The following is a 13699-nucleotide window of genomic DNA, read 5'->3' on the forward strand; positions in this document are numbered from 1 at the left end:
AAACGCCCGGCCCGACTCGTCGTCGGCACCGGGCGTTTTTTACTGCAACGGGCACCACCGGCCAACGGAACGATAGCCCATCGTCATCAAAACAGCTGCGGCGTAACCGTCATTTGAGCCATTCACGCAGTCTGCCGGCAATGCTGGATCGCTCGACATACCCCAGCGCCGAAACCGCGCACATCGCTCCGATTGCCGCATACAGCAACACCATTTCTCCGTTCCTTGCGACGTCCGGCCATCCCGCGTTGGTCAAAACCGCAAGAACGATCGATCCTGCAACGCCGCCCACGATGACCAGCATCGGCAAGACCGCCTTCCGCGGAAGACGTGTGCCAACCCAATAGACCGGATACGAAAGCAGCATGGCCACCGGAAATGCAACCGCGAAAGCAACCACGGAAAAAACGATCGACACACCGCCGAAATCCCTGACGGACAAAATGCCGATGAGCAAGCCGGCCACGATCGCGGCAGTCAGACTTGCGCCAAGCCATTCAGAAATCTTCAATTTTTTCTCCCGTGGCGCCCGCCGGCCATTCGGAGCGGCTTTGGCACTTTTGCGAGGCATATCTGCAAGCCCGTCTCGTCAAACAAAACGCCCGGCCCGACTCGTCGTCGGCACCGGGCGTTGTCCATCGCGATCACAACCTGAACGTCAAGTCGCGAACCCTGCCATCCGCTTGCGTTCCTGCCGCAGCATCACGAAGTTCGCGATCACGACGCCGGCCGTCACCGCGACGATGAACAGCGTCGCGAGCGCATTCATCTCCGGATTCAACCCGAGGCGCACGCGCGAGAACACCACGAGCGGCAGCGTCGTCGAGCCGGGACCCGACAGGAACGCCGACAGCACGAGGTCGTCGATCGACAGCGTGAACGACAGCAGCCAGCCCGCGATCAGCGCCTGCGAGATCAGCGGCAGCGTGATCGTGAAGAACACCTTCAGCGGCGTCGCGCCGAGATCGAGCGCGGCTTCCTCCAGCGACGGGTTCAGCTCGCGCACGCGCGACTGCACGATGATGGCCACGTACGAGATGCACAGCATCACGTGGCCGAGCCAGATCGTGAACACGCCACGCTCGGCCGGCCAGCCGATCCACTTCGCCAGTTCGATGAACAGCAGCAGCAGCGAGATCCCCTGAATCACCTCGGGAATCACGAGCGGCGCGTTGATCATCCCGCTGAACAGCGCGAAGCCGCGAAAGCGCCCCATCCGGGCGAGCACGAAACCGGCCCAGGTGCCGATGATCACCGACGCGAACGCGGTCAGCACGCCGATCTTCAGCGACAGCCACGCGGCCGTCAGCAGCTCGTCGTCCTCGACCAGCGCCGTGTACCAGCGGAACGAGAAGCCCGACCACACGGTGACGAGCTTCGACTCGTTGAACGAATAGACGATCAGGCTGACGATCGGGATATAGAGGAACGCGAAGCCGGCAAACAGCGCCGCGAACTGCAGGTAACGATTCGGCTTCATCGGCGGCCTCCCTGCTCCTTCGCCTGGAAGTGCTGGAACATCGCCATCGGCACGAGCAGCAGCAGCACCATCGCGCAGGTCACGGCCGACGCCATCGGCCAGTCTGCGTTGTTGAAGAACTCATTCCACATCACGCGGCCGATCATCAGCGTGTTCGCGCCACCGAGCAGCTCGGGAATCACGTACTCGCCCACCGCCGGGATGAACACGAGCAGGCAGCCCGCGATGATCCCGTTCTTCGACAACGGCAGCGTGATCTGCACGAACGCCTTCCACGGCTTCGCGCCGAGGTCGTAAGCGGCTTCGAGCAGGCGCAGGTCCATCTTCACCAGGTGCGCGTACAGCGGCATCACGAGAAACGGCAGGTACGAATACACCATCCCGATGTACACCGCGTAGTTGGTGCGATACAGCTCGATCGGCGTATGGGTCAGGCCGATCCACATCAGGAAGTTGTTCAGCAGCCCGTTGTTCTTCAGGATGCCGATCCACGCGTACACGCGGATCAGGAACGACGTCCAGAACGGCAGCATCACGCCCATCATCAGCAGGTTGCGGGTCGCCGGGTTCGAGCGCGCGATGTAGTACGCCATCGGATAGCCGATCAGCAAACACAGCAGCGTCGTGATCGCGGCCACCCACACCGAGTTCACGTAGGTCGCGAAATACAGGCTGTCCGTGAACAGGAACGCATAGTGCGACAGGTTCAGCGCGACGTGCACGACGCCGTCGGTATACGACGCAAGCTCCGTGTACGGCGGGATGCCGAGCTGCAGCTCCGCGAAGCTGATCTTGACGACCAGCACGAACGGCACGAGGAAGAACAGCACGAGCCACGTGAACGGCCCCGCGACGACCGCCGTGGCGCCCGTCAGGTTGAAGCGCCGCACCGGCCACGAGAGCATGGACTTGAAGGTGGTCATGACGTCAGCACCACGCCGGCCGTCGCGCTCCAGCGCACGTAGATCTCGTCGCCGAGCGACGGCGTGTCGAGCTCGGAAATCGCGAGGCTCGACACGTTCGCGATCACCGTCTTGCCCGCGTCGAGCCTCACGTGATACAGCGAGTAGCCGCCCATGTACGCGACGTTGCTGATCCGGCCGCGCGCCCAGTTGAACGCGCCTTCGGGCGGCTTGCGCGTGAGCGCGATCCGTTCGGGGCGCACCGACACCGTGACCGGCATCCCGAGCGGGCCCGAGATCCCGTGGCTCACGTACAGCCGGCTCGGCAGCTCCGGCGATTCGATGTACACGTGGTCGGGCTCGTCCTCGACGGTCACGCCTTCGAACAGGTTCGTCGAGCCGATGAATTCCGCCGAGAAGCGGCTGTTCGGATATTCGTACACTTCGTTCGGCGAGCCGATCTGCACGATCTGCCCTTCGCTCATCACCGCGAGGCGATTCGCCATCGTCATCGCCTCTTCCTGGTCGTGCGTGACCATGATGCAGGTGACGCCCACCTTGTTCAGGATGTTGACGAGCTCGATCTGCGTGCGCTGGCGGATCTGCTTGTCGAGCGCGGACATCGGCTCGTCGAGCAGCAGCAGCTTCGGACGCTTGACCAGCGAGCGCGCGAGCGCGACGCGCTGCTGCTGGCCGCCCGACAGCTGATGCGGCTTGCGCTTCGCGTACTTGCTCATCTGCACGAGTTCGAGCGCCGATGCGACGCGCTCCTTCAGCTCGGCCTTCGGCGTGCCTTCCTGCTTGAGACCGAACGCGACGTTCGACTCGACCGACATGTGCGGGAACAGCGCATACGACTGGAACATCATGTTCACGGGCCGCTTGTACGGCGGCATCTGCGCGAGATCCTCGCCGTCGATCAGGATCTTGCCCGACGTGACCGTCTCGAGGCCCGCGAGCATCCGCAGCAACGTCGACTTGCCGCAGCCCGAGCTGCCGAGCAGCGCGAACAGCTCGCCCTGGCGCACGGTCAGGTTGACGCTGCGCACGGCTTCGGTGTCGCCGAATTTCTTGACGACGTCGACGATCTGGACAAAGGTCTCGGCGCGCGCATCGGCGCCGGAGGAGGAAACGGAGGACGGCGCGCCCGCGACCGGCGCACCCGACTGGCTATTCATGATGTGCTGCTTCTCTCCTGCGTTGAACGAACAAAGCCCCCGGGGGTACCAGGGGCTTCATGACTGCTGGGAACATCGGTGCGTGTCAGCGGCCCGACTTCAGCTCGGTCCACAGACGCGTCTGCAGACGCTGGATTTCAGGCGGCAGCGGCTTGAGCAGGAACAGCGTCTTCACGACGTCGGCCGGCGGATAGACGGCCGGGTCGTTCGCGACGTCGGGCCGCACGTACTTGCGGGCCTCGGCGTTGGCGCTCGGGTAGTACACCGCGTTCGTGATCGCCGCGTGCACCTTCGGATCCTCGATGTAGTTGATCCACTGCAGCGCGGCATCCTTGTCCTTCGCATCCTTCGGGATCGCCATCACGTCGAACCATACCGGCGCGCCGCCCTTCGGAATGTAGTACTCGACCTTGTACGGCTTCTTCGCTTCCATCGCGCGATGCTTCGCGATCACGACGTCGCCCGACCAGCCGAACGCGAAGCAGATGTCGCCGCCGACCAGGTCGTTGATGTAGCCCGACGAGTTGAATTGCGTGATGTACGGGCGGATCTTCTTCAGCACTTCCATCGCCGCCTTGTAGTCGGCCGGATTCGTGCTCATCGGATCCTTGCCGATGTAGTGCAGTGCGGCCGCGAACATCTGGTCGGGCGCGTCGAGCACCGACACGCCGCAGGTCTTCAGCTTCGAGATGTTTTCCGGCTTGAACAGGATGTCCCAGTTGTCGAGCGGCACCTTGCCGAGCGCCTGCTGCGCCTTCGTCAGGTTGTACGCGAGACCGGTCGTGCCGTACGCCCAGGGCACCGAGAACTTGTTGCCCGGATCCGCGCCGGCGACGAGCGCCATCAGTTGCGGATCGAGGTACTTGAGGTTCGGCAGCTTCGACTTGTCGAGCGGCGCGAAGATGCCGGCGGCGATCTGCTTGCCTGCGTAGTTGCTGGTCGGCACGACGATGTCGTAGCCCGAGCTGCCCGTCAGCAGCTTCGCCTGCAGCGTGTCGTCGCTGTCGTAGTTGTCGTAGCGGACCTTGACGCCCGTCTGCTTCTCGAAGTTCGGGATCGTGTCCTTCGCAATGTAGTCCGACCAGTTATAGACATTGAGCTGCGTATCCTTCGCCGCTGCCGCCGATGCACCCACGCACAGCGCGAGCGCTGCGAACCGGCCCACTACCTTTGCTTTCATCCCGTTCTCCCTCCGGCCGGACACGTTGCCCGGCTGCCGTCTGCCTCGTCATGGCGGCGCATTCTGGCGCGCCACCCCTCGAAAACCCCGAAAACTACCATCATTCGCGCTACGTCACAAAAAAATCATGGCGGTGTCGCGCAAACGGAACAGATTCCCGCCGCCGGCCAGGCAGGCCGCCCGTGCGACGGGGCGTTCCCGGGGAATTCTATCGGGTAATCGGCGGCTGTCCACCGGGAAAAACAGGCGGCGGCTCGCGCGTTCGCCGGCCGGACGCGCGAGCCGCCCGGCGGCTGCGCCCGGCACCCGACCGTACTGTCACGCCGCTGCACCAGTACGGCATGCCGGCCGCACCCGCCCGACCGACCGGCCGCGATGCATTAAAATGGCGGCTGACGATTCAACTGCGTGAACCCTTCCGATGGCCTCCAATCTCCACGACCTGCCCGACAGCCCCTGCATCGGCGTGTGCTCGACCCTCTTCGACGAAGTCTGCAAGGGCTGCGGCCGCACGGCCGCCGAAGTGTCGAACTGGGTGTTCCTGAGCGACGACGAAAAGCGCGCGATCTGGGAGCGCATCTCGCGCGAAGGCACCGCGATGCGCTTCCAGTACGACAAGCTGTAAATCCGCCGCACAAAAAAAGAGCGGCATGCCGACTGCCATGCCGCCAACCCCAACTCTGTTCTTTTCCGCAGGCGTCTAGAACTTCATCCCGACGCCCACGCCGACGATCAGCGGATCGATGTGCAGCGTGCCGATGCCCTTGTCGCCGAGCGTCGCATCGGTGCTCATCCAGATCTTCTTCACGTCGACGTTCACGAAGACCTTCTTCGTCACCTGCACGTCCACGCCGAACTGCAGCGCGGGGCCGAAGCTGCTCTTGTTGATCGACACGCCCTGCCCGCCGACGTTGAGCCCGTTGTTGTAGAAGTACGTGTAGTTCACGCCCGCGCCGACGTACGGACGCACCTTGCCGGCATGATTGAAGTGGTACTGCAGCAGCAGCGTCGGCGGCAGTACGCCCACGCCGCCGAGATTGCCGACGCTCGACGTCATCTGGTGCCGCGACGTGCCGAGGATCAGCTCGACACCGAGGTAGTCGCGGATCATGTACGTGAAATCGAGCTCGGGCACGATCGCGTTGTTCACGCCGACGTTGAGCGCACCCAGCGTGTCGCTCGCGCGTTCGTTCGGCTGGATGCTGATCGCGCGCAGTCGAACCAGGACATCGCCCTGATTGATGCCGTCGCCCGGCGAGGCCGCGTGCGACAACGAAGGCATCGCGGCGAAAGCGGCTGCGACGGCCGCAGCGGTGACACAAGTTCGAATCGTTTTATGCATGGTACGGACCCCCAAAGAATGGTTTCCATTCTCCCTGTAGGGTCTTTTCGGCATGTTGATATCCGTCAAGCCAGCGTAAACGTGGGACGGTTTGCCGCAGGCTCGGCCGCACCGCCCGTCAGCAGCAGGTCGAGCAGATCGCGGACGCTGCGGATCGCACGGCCGAACGGCAACGCTTCGCGGCCGCGGAAGAACAGCCCGTTCGCGACGTCGCCGCGCAGCGCGGCCGCCAGCCGCGTGTCGATGCAGAAATGGCCGAACTTCTCGATGCCGTCGCGCAAGCCGCATACGCTCAGGCATTCGAGCGCGGTCGGGCAGCGCTGCTTCAGCGCGCCGAGCTTGGTGCGGATGCGCGTCTCGTTGCGCAGGTAACGATCGAGCCACGGCGTTTTCACCGCGCGTGCGGGCAGCCCCGTCACGCTGACGAATTCGACGATGTCGTCGGGTGTCGCGTCGGCGAGCACGCGCTTGAAGTGCGGATGCGCATCGCCCTCTTCCGTCACCGCGAACGGTGTCCCCACCTGCACGCCGTTCGCGCCGGCCTCGAACGCCGCGCGCACCGTGTCGTGACTGTTGATCCCGCCCGCAACGATCAGCGGGATCGTTTCGCGCGCGAGCCCGAGCGACGCCATCACCTGCGCGGTCTCGTCGAGCACGCGCGCGAAATCGAACCGGCCGTCGTGCATGTCGTCGATCTGCGTGACGCCGAGATGGCCGCCTGCATGTGCCGGATGCTCGATCACGATCGCGTCGGGCAGGCGCCCCTTCTTCATCCACTTCTTCAGCACGAGCGCGATCCCGCGGCTGTCCGACAGGATCGGAATCAGCGCGATGTCATGTCCTTGCGTGAGATCGGGCAGGTCGAGCGGCAGGCCCGCGCCCATCACGATCGCGTCCGCCCCCTCGTCGCACGCAACCCGCACGTAATCCGCATGCGCGCTCACCGCCTTCATCACGTTGACCGCGATCATCCCGCGCCCTTCGCCGTAGGTCTTCGCGAGGCGGATCTCGCGGGCGAGCGCCTCGAGGTTCGCGGCCTCGAGCGTCGCGCGATCGGGTTGTGCGCGGCAACGCGCGAGCAGGTCAGCATGATGGTGGCGCAGGTCGATGCTCGCGATCGTGCCGACCGCGCCTTCGCGCGCGACGCTGCCCGCGAGCCGGTGCGCGGAAATGCCGACGCCCATGCCGCCCTGCACGACAGGCAGCAAGGTGCGGCCGCGAATCGTCAGCGGCGGAAAGGAAGTGCGTACGGTCATCGGTTACCTCATCGGAACATCGGAACCGCGATGATCGACGATCCACCGACGCGCACCTTGACGGCCGTCAATAAAAAAGCGGCACGCGAGCGTGCCGTTTCCGGTTCAGGCCGTGATTAAGGCCGCGAAAAACGCTCAGGCCGGCTTCGCGGGCTTGAGCTGCATCGACTTGTACTCGAGATATTCTTCGAGCCCGTACACGCCGTTTTCGCGGCCGTGACCCGACTGCTTGTAGCCGCCGAACGGCGCGGCCATGTTCCACGTGCCGCCGTTGATGTCGACCTGCCCGGTGCGGATGCGGCGCGCGATATCCATCGCGCGTTCGTCGCTGCCGGCCCACACCGCGCCGCCGAGTCCGTACGGCGAATCGTTCGCGATTCGCACGGCCTCGTCTTCATCGCGATACGTGATGATCGACAGCACCGGCCCGAAGATCTCTTCCTGCGCGATGGTCGATTTCGGATCGACGCGGCCGAACACCGTCGGCTTCACGAAGAAGCCCTTCGCGAGCCCTTCCGGCAAACCGGTGCCGCCCGTCACGAGCTCCGCGCCTTCGTCGATCCCGCGCTGGATGTAGTCCTGCACACGCTGCTGCTGCACGGCCGATGCCAGCGCGCCGAGACGCGTCGCGTCCTGCCGCGGATCGCCGGCGACGTAGGTTTCGGCCGCCGCCTTCGCGATCGCGCGCGCCTCGTCGTAGCGCGCTTCCGGCACCAGCATGCGCGTGTGCGCCGAGCAGGTCTGCCCCGCGTTCAGGTAGCACGCGTTGACCGTGCCCTTCACCGCCGTCGCGAAATCGGCATCGTCGAGGATCACCGAGGCCGACTTGCCGCCCAGCTCGAGCGCGACGCGCTTGACGCCCGCGGCCGCCAGTTCGGCCACGCGCTTGCCGGCGCGCGTCGAACCCGTGAACGACACCATGTCGACGTCCGGATCGGTGGCCAGCACCTCGCCGACCACCGGGCCGTAGCCGCACACGAGGTTGAACACGCCGGCCGGCAGCCCGGCTTCGTGAATCGCCTCGGCGAGCATGAACGCGTTGAGCGGCGCGACCTCGGACGGCTTCAGGACGACCGTGCAGCCGGCCGCGAGCGCCGGCGCGACCTTCAGCGTCACCTGGTTGAGCGGGTAGTTCCACGGCGTGATCGCCGCGACGACGCCGACCGGCTCGCGCACGACGAGCGAGTTGCCGACCTGTGCCTCGAATTCGAACGACTCGGCGAGCTTCGCGTACGCCTTCCAGTTGTAGATCGGGCCGCCGACCTGGATCGCGCGCGACAGCTTGATCGGCATCCCGACTTCGCCGGTGATCGACTGCGCGAGTTCCTCGCTGCGCGCCTGCAGATGCTCGACGATCTTGCGCAGGTAGCCCGCGCGCGTCGCGGGCGGCGTGGCCGCCCATGCGTCGAAGGCTGCGCGCGCCGCGCGGATCGCGTCCCGCGCGTCGGATGCGACGCCTTCCGGAATCCGGCCGATCACGGCTTCGGTGCCCGAGTCGATCACGTCGATCGTGCCGGTGCCGGCCGGTTTGCGCCACGCGCCGTCGATATAGAACTGGTCGTAGATTTTCATCGTTTTCCGCCTCCAGGAAAGCCGACATTCTAGCGAGCGTTTCGGCCGGCCGGTATGACGATTGACAGCCATTCGAAAGGTCTTTAGCCTCGGCGCCTCATTCATCATAAAAAAGGAGAATGCCTTGAGCATCCTGACCAAAATCGAGGGCGGCTATCTTCAGGTACTGCGCGTGATCGTGCTGTTGTTCGCGACCGCGGTCCTGATCGGCGGGGTCATATTCGGCGCGGTCGCACTCGATGCGCGCCTGTCGAAACCGCCGAAGGTCGATTCGGCCATCCAGGTCGATCCAGCATCGTTCGCGTGGGAGAACGACGCACCCGCCAAGGCCACGCCGGCCGCCGACGGCGCGGCAGCCAAGGACGGCAACGCGTCGCCCGCGCTGCGCCTGTCGACGCAACTGTCCGGCATCGTGCAGAAGCACGGCCGCGCGGCCCTGTCTTCGGACTACGCGGTCGATCGCGACGCGTACGAGCCGTCGTTCCAGCGCGTGCTCGGCGACGACGACCATCCTGACGTCGCGTACTACGAGCAGCAGATCGCGTATCTCGACAAGGTGCTGTCGCGCGCGGACGTCGCGGCCAGCGTCAAGAAGAAGGTCACCGGGCACGGCGACGAATATGCGCGCGAGCAGGCGTACACCGACGTCGTGTCGGCGGTCATGCGCGACTTCTCCGAGCGCTACGACGCACGCCGCACCGCGATCGACAACGAGAAGAAGGTCGCGGAAGAAACGGCGGCCGAGAACGGCCAGACCGCGCGCTACGCCGGCGTCGCCGCACTCGTCGCGCTGTACTCGTTCGTGTCGCTCGCGGTGCTGATCATCCTGATCCGCGTCGAGCGCAGCATCCGCTCGATCGCGCGCGCCACGCACACGACGACCTGAACCTCCTCATCCGCAGCCCGCGCGCCGGGCTGCGGCGAGCCCGGCAACGGGCCCGCTTCGCGGCGCAAGCGGCCGTTCCCCGGCCGCATCCTGGCGCGTGGTTCGTCACGCGCTCCCGCACTTTCCGTTCCCGCTGCCCCCTCACTTCGCCGTCGGCCATCCACGCCCGCGCAGCGTCCGTTTCGCCACCGCCATGTCAGCATCCGCCCGGGTGCGCGGCCGGGCCCGCATCGTGCTATGTTTTTATTATCGGCACCGGCTCATTGCAACCGGCGCCGCCCGGAATCGACGTATTTCGTGAGCGCTGCCATGTCCGACGCACCCCATATCCTCGGCTCGCAAGACCGCCTCGAGCTGCTTTGCTGGCTCACCTGCGGCAACCTCGGCGCGTTTTACCTCAACGAATCGTGGCCGGACGCCACGTTCCAGGTCCAGGCCGCCCACCGCTGGCTCGACCGCCATCACCGTCAGGCCGACTGGCTCGTGATCGCCAGGCTCGCCGCGCTCGCGCAGGACATCGCGAAGCGGCATGCCGGGTTCGTCGATGCGTCGTGGGCGCGCGACGCGGTCGAGGAAATCGTCGATACCGACGATCTCGACTATCGGGCGAAACTCGTGCAATGGGTCTACGAAGACTGCTGCAAGGCGCTCGCCGACAAGCGGCTGGCCGATTGAGTCCATGCGCGCGGGCCGCGGCATCGCGCGGCCGCCCGTCTTTGCATCGATGATGTACGCGTGGCTGCCGGCACGACCTGAGCAGGTACGTCGCGCACCCCGCACCGCCACGCGCCGGAAAACTTACAGCAGCGACTTCGCCTGCGTCAGTACCTTGTCGCAGATCTGCTTGGTCACCTGCTGCTTCAGGCCGCCGCCGCTCAGGTCGAGCTTGCTGCCGTTGCCGGCGTCGAGAACGCCGCTCGCGCCGCTGGTATAGCCGCTGTCGGACGACGCGTTGCCGCCGAGCTTGCCCATCAGTGCGTCCTTCACCGACGACGCGCCGCCGGACGCCCCGCCGAGATAGTTGTTCTGGATGCAGAACTGCAGCAGGCCCGCGACGTTGCCGGTGCTGCCCGGCAGCAGCGACGAACCGCCACCGCCCGTCAATGCACTACCGAGGCCACCGAGGTTGCCGAGCGCACCGCCTGCGCCGCTGCCTGAATCGCCACCGCCGCCGACCTGCTTCAGGACGTCGCCAAGCTGTGCATGCGCCACCGAAAACGGTGCGAGCAATCCGATCAGCGCGCCGGCAAGGGTCGCGCGGTATAGACGTGCATTCATGTGAAGCCTCCCGGTTGTGACGGCGTGAGTACCGCGAATCGAATCCTAGGATACTCAATCAACCCGCGCATGACAGCCTTCGGATGCGGCTTGAAACGTCAGGCATCGTGATATCGCCACAATTTGACAAAGCTTGACGTCACGCGTCGGCTCGCCGGCCCCTCGTTCGCGCCGCACGTATCGCGGCGAGTCGCCCGGCGCACGCATATGCGCCGCTATGCATCCGCCGCACGCGATCCCGGCCATGAAGCGGCAACGGAAACGAGTGCCAGCATCACGCCGATCGACGCGAACGGCATGGCCGGATGCAGCTCGTACAGCATCGCGCCGGCCAGCGGCCCGATCACCATGCTGAGCCCCTGGGCCATCGACATCGCGCCCGCGCACGCAGCCTGCTCGTGCGGCGCCACCCGCGCGCTCGCCAGTGCCGCCACGGCCGGAAACGCCGCGCCCATCCCGCACGCCGCGACGAGATAGCTCGCACACAGCGCGAGCGGCTGCGTGGCCTCGGCCATCAGCACCGACGCGAATCCGGCGCCGCCCGCGAGCGCGCCCCAGCGCAGCCACTGCACGGGCGCAACCGACCGGAAGCGCCCGACCAGCGCCTGCGTCACGATCAGCCCGAGGCCCGCGCTGCCGAGCGCATACCCGGTCGTGAGCGGCGCGGCCTGCGCGCTCACGCCCAGGCGGTCGATCACGTAGAACCCGAGTGCGCTGTTCGCGATCATGACGGCACTGTAAAGCGCCAGCGCGCTGAACCAGGGCAGCCGCAGGCGCGGCTCGGTCGGTTTCAGGCGAGGCGGTGCCTGCCGCACCGCGCCGTCGTGGCCGTCGCGACGGCCGCGCAACCCGGCCAGCCCGGCGAGCGGCAACACCGCGAACACGGCCAACGCAAGCGTCATGTCGTACCCGGCGATCCAGCCCGCGAGCGGCGGCGCGATCACCATCCCGACGGCGCCCGCGGCACCGAACCGGGCGATCGCCGCCGCGCGCCCCGCCACGGCCGTGCGGTCCGCGATCCACGCGGTCGCGGCGACCGGCAAGCCCGCGTAGCAACCGCCCATTGCCGCACGCGTGACGAGCAGCGCGACGAAGCCGACCCAGACGGCCGGCACGGCCGTGCCGCCGTCGCGCAGCGCCCAGCCGACGTACCCCGTCAACAGCAGCGAGCTCGCGATGAAGCCGCCGATCGCCGCGCGCATGGCCGGCAGCCGTCCGCGCCGATCCGCGACCCGCGCCCAGCGCGGCGCGACCAGCATCCACACGAGTCCGACGATGCCGATGATCGCACCGACGTGCAGCGGTTCGAGATGCATGCGCCGCGCCATCGGGCCCGCGATCGTGACGAACGCATAGGTTCCCGCCACCATCGCGAAGTTCGCGAGCAGCAGCGGCAAAAAAGACGCGCCGGCATCGGCCGGCAGGTTCAGGGTGTCAGCGGAAGGGGTCGACATGATTCGTTCGTGTTGGAGTCGTGTTGGAGAAATGAAGGAGGCCGGCCGGTGCCGGCCACGGTCAGCCCGCTCGCGCGAGCAGGCGGTTGCGTGCATGCAGCAACGCATCCGCGGTCGCGTCCCAGCCGATGCACGGATCGGTCACCGAGCAGCCGTAGCGCAGCGCGCCGCCGAGCGGCTGCGCGCCCGTCTCGATGAAGCTTTCGAGCATCACGCCGCGAATCGCGTCGTCGCCCGCGCGCATCTGCTCGACGACGTCGTCGAGCACGGCGAGTTGCCGCATCGCCTGCTTGCCGCAGTTCGCATGCGAACAATCGATCAGCACGTTCGCCGGCAAGCGGCTGGCCCGCAACGCGTCTGTCGCGGCCGCGACCGACGCCGTGTCGTAGTTGGGTCCGTGGCGGCCGCCGCGCAGCACGAGATGCGCATGCGGATTACCGGCGCTGTGCAGCAGCGCGGGACGGCCAGCCCCGTCGATCCCGATGAACGTGTGCGGCCGCATGCTGGCCAGCATCGCGTGAGCCGCGACGTCGATCTGGCCGTCCGTCCCGTTCTTGAAACCGACCGGCATCGGCAAACCCGAAGCCATCTCGCGATGGATCTGCGACTCGGTCGTGCGGGCGCCGACCGCCACCCAGCTCACCAGATCGCCCAGATAATGCGGCGTCATCACGTCGAGCGCTTCGGTCGCAGCCGGCAACCCGATCGCATTGATGTCGGCGAGCAGCTGCCGCGCGGTGCGCAGGCCGTCCTCGATGCGATGGCTGCCGTCGAGCCCCGGATCGTTGATCAGCCCTTTCCATCCGACCGTCGTGCGCGGCTTCTCGAAGTAGACGCGCATGACGACGCAGAACGTGTCCCGCACCGCATGCGCGAGCGCGGCAAGCCGGCGTGCGTAGTCGAGCGCGGCGTCGGGATCGTGGATCGAGCACGGGCCGACGACGACGATCCGGCGCGCATCGCGCCGCTCGAGGATCGCCCGCAACTGCGCGCGCCCCGCGTCGACGGTCGCCCGCGCGGCAAACGAGGCCGGCACGTCGCGGCGCAGTGCGTCGGGTGACGGCAGCGGCGCGCCGACGCGCAGCCGCTCGTCATGACGCGGCTGCACGAATGCGCCCGCCGCGCCCTGTTCGGTAGTGGCAGTGAAGTGTTTCATGACGAGGGCTCCGGA

The 13699-nt window shown here is 66.5% G+C and carries 14 protein-coding genes; 3 read left to right on the forward strand and 11 right to left on the reverse strand.

Going from position 1 to position 13699, the window contains the following annotated elements:
- Positions 1 to 109 precede the first annotated feature (109 nt).
- From BDO18943_RS02460 to BDO18943_RS02480, 5 genes are all read right to left on the reverse strand, one after another.
- Positions 110 to 511 carry a hypothetical protein gene (locus BDO18943_RS02460; RefSeq protein ID WP_175021087.1) on the reverse strand — a complete coding sequence of 134 codons (402 nt, stop codon included), beginning with the start codon at positions 509 to 511 and terminating at the stop codon, positions 110 to 112.
- A 147-nt stretch (positions 512 to 658) separates the two neighbouring features.
- Complete coding sequence (locus tag BDO18943_RS02465) at positions 659 to 1480, reverse strand: ABC transporter permease subunit (RefSeq protein WP_175021088.1); 822 nt, start codon at positions 1478 to 1480, stop codon at positions 659 to 661.
- Positions 1477 to 2403: an ABC transporter permease subunit gene (locus BDO18943_RS02470; protein WP_043183030.1), complete on the reverse strand. Its 927-nt coding sequence runs from the start codon at positions 2401 to 2403 to the stop codon at positions 1477 to 1479. The genes BDO18943_RS02465 and BDO18943_RS02470 overlap by 4 nt, the downstream gene beginning before the upstream one ends.
- Positions 2400 to 3560 carry an ABC transporter ATP-binding protein gene (locus tag BDO18943_RS02475; RefSeq protein ID WP_175021089.1) on the reverse strand — a complete coding sequence of 387 codons (1161 nt, stop codon included), beginning with the start codon at positions 3558 to 3560 and terminating at the stop codon, positions 2400 to 2402. Before BDO18943_RS02475 ends, BDO18943_RS02470 begins: the two co-directional genes overlap by 4 nt.
- Positions 3561 to 3645: 85 nt before the next feature.
- Positions 3646 to 4740: a polyamine ABC transporter substrate-binding protein gene (locus tag BDO18943_RS02480; protein ID WP_175021090.1), complete on the reverse strand. Its 1095-nt coding sequence runs from the start codon at positions 4738 to 4740 to the stop codon at positions 3646 to 3648.
- Positions 4741 to 5161: 421 nt separating this feature from the next.
- Between BDO18943_RS02480 and BDO18943_RS02485 the strand changes: the two genes are divergently transcribed.
- The gene (locus BDO18943_RS02485; RefSeq protein WP_043183034.1) at positions 5162 to 5365 is read left to right on the forward strand and encodes a DUF1289 domain-containing protein; all 204 of its coding nucleotides are present in this window, start codon (positions 5162 to 5164) and stop codon (positions 5363 to 5365) included.
- A 75-nt stretch (positions 5366 to 5440) separates the two neighbouring features.
- Here BDO18943_RS02485 and BDO18943_RS02490 read toward each other — a convergent pair whose 3' ends face one another.
- From BDO18943_RS02490 to BDO18943_RS02500, 3 genes are all read right to left on the reverse strand, one after another.
- A complete protein-coding gene (locus BDO18943_RS02490) occupies positions 5441 to 6082 on the reverse strand; it encodes an OmpW/AlkL family protein (protein WP_043183035.1) in 642 nt (213 codons plus the stop codon).
- Positions 6083 to 6147: 65 nt separating this feature from the next.
- Positions 6148 to 7338, reverse strand: a complete 1191-nt coding sequence (locus BDO18943_RS02495; RefSeq protein WP_043183036.1) for an NAD(P)H-dependent flavin oxidoreductase — start codon at positions 7336 to 7338, stop codon at positions 6148 to 6150.
- A gap of 135 nt (positions 7339 to 7473) precedes the next feature.
- The gene (locus BDO18943_RS02500) at positions 7474 to 8910 is read right to left on the reverse strand and encodes an aldehyde dehydrogenase family protein (RefSeq protein WP_175021091.1); all 1437 of its coding nucleotides are present in this window, start codon (positions 8908 to 8910) and stop codon (positions 7474 to 7476) included.
- Between the two features lie 124 nt (positions 8911 to 9034).
- Between BDO18943_RS02500 and BDO18943_RS02505 the strand changes: the two genes are divergently transcribed.
- Both BDO18943_RS02505 and BDO18943_RS02510 read left to right on the forward strand, forming a co-directional pair.
- On the forward strand, positions 9035 to 9796 hold the full coding sequence (locus BDO18943_RS02505) for a hypothetical protein (RefSeq protein WP_175021092.1): 762 nt from the start codon (positions 9035 to 9037) through the stop codon (positions 9794 to 9796).
- Positions 9797 to 10105: 309 nt separating this feature from the next.
- Positions 10106 to 10471: a hypothetical protein gene (locus BDO18943_RS02510; RefSeq protein ID WP_011352206.1), complete on the forward strand. Its 366-nt coding sequence runs from the start codon at positions 10106 to 10108 to the stop codon at positions 10469 to 10471.
- Positions 10472 to 10594: 123 nt separating this feature from the next.
- Here the strand turns inward: BDO18943_RS02510 and BDO18943_RS02515 are convergent, their stop codons facing one another.
- The 3 genes from BDO18943_RS02515 to BDO18943_RS02525 form a co-directional block, all read right to left on the reverse strand.
- Positions 10595 to 11074, reverse strand: a complete 480-nt coding sequence (locus BDO18943_RS02515; protein ID WP_175021093.1) for a DUF2501 domain-containing protein — start codon at positions 11072 to 11074, stop codon at positions 10595 to 10597.
- A 215-nt stretch (positions 11075 to 11289) separates the two neighbouring features.
- Entirely contained in the window at positions 11290 to 12528 is a 1239-nt protein-coding gene (locus BDO18943_RS02520; RefSeq protein WP_175021094.1) for an MFS transporter, read from the reverse strand.
- 61 nt (positions 12529 to 12589) lie between these two features.
- Positions 12590 to 13684, reverse strand: coding sequence for a 3-deoxy-7-phosphoheptulonate synthase (locus BDO18943_RS02525; protein ID WP_175021095.1), 1095 nt, complete (start codon positions 13682 to 13684; stop codon positions 12590 to 12592).
- Positions 13685 to 13699: the final 15 nt, after the last annotated feature.

The sequence above is a fragment of the Burkholderia aenigmatica genome, assembly GCF_902499175.1.
Taxonomy (GTDB): domain Bacteria; phylum Pseudomonadota; class Gammaproteobacteria; order Burkholderiales; family Burkholderiaceae; genus Burkholderia; species Burkholderia aenigmatica.

What these genes read in the sequence shown, in the direction of transcription:
- BDO18943_RS02510 (WP_011352206.1), top strand. Translation starts at nt 10,106, where the DNA reads ATGTCCGACGCACCCCATATCCTCGGCTCGCAAGACCGCCTCGAGCTG.
- BDO18943_RS02465 (WP_175021088.1), bottom strand. Translation starts at nt 1,480, where the DNA reads ATGAAGCCGAATCGTTACCTGCAGTTCGCGGCGCTGTTTGCCGGCTTC.
- BDO18943_RS02485 (WP_043183034.1), top strand. Translation starts at nt 5,162, where the DNA reads ATGGCCTCCAATCTCCACGACCTGCCCGACAGCCCCTGCATCGGCGTG.
- BDO18943_RS02490 (WP_043183035.1), bottom strand. Translation starts at nt 6,082, where the DNA reads ATGCATAAAACGATTCGAACTTGTGTCACCGCTGCGGCCGTCGCAGCC.
- BDO18943_RS02525 (WP_175021095.1), bottom strand. Translation starts at nt 13,684, where the DNA reads ATGAAACACTTCACTGCCACTACCGAACAGGGCGCGGCGGGCGCATTC.
- BDO18943_RS02500 (WP_175021091.1), bottom strand. Translation starts at nt 8,910, where the DNA reads ATGAAAATCTACGACCAGTTCTATATCGACGGCGCGTGGCGCAAACCG.
- BDO18943_RS02470 (WP_043183030.1), bottom strand. Translation starts at nt 2,403, where the DNA reads ATGACCACCTTCAAGTCCATGCTCTCGTGGCCGGTGCGGCGCTTCAAC.
- BDO18943_RS02480 (WP_175021090.1), bottom strand. Translation starts at nt 4,740, where the DNA reads ATGAAAGCAAAGGTAGTGGGCCGGTTCGCAGCGCTCGCGCTGTGCGTG.
- BDO18943_RS02515 (WP_175021093.1), bottom strand. Translation starts at nt 11,074, where the DNA reads ATGAATGCACGTCTATACCGCGCGACCCTTGCCGGCGCGCTGATCGGA.
- BDO18943_RS02495 (WP_043183036.1), bottom strand. Translation starts at nt 7,338, where the DNA reads ATGACCGTACGCACTTCCTTTCCGCCGCTGACGATTCGCGGCCGCACC.
- BDO18943_RS02475 (WP_175021089.1), bottom strand. Translation starts at nt 3,560, where the DNA reads ATGAATAGCCAGTCGGGTGCGCCGGTCGCGGGCGCGCCGTCCTCCGTT.
- BDO18943_RS02520 (WP_175021094.1), bottom strand. Translation starts at nt 12,528, where the DNA reads ATGTCGACCCCTTCCGCTGACACCCTGAACCTGCCGGCCGATGCCGGC.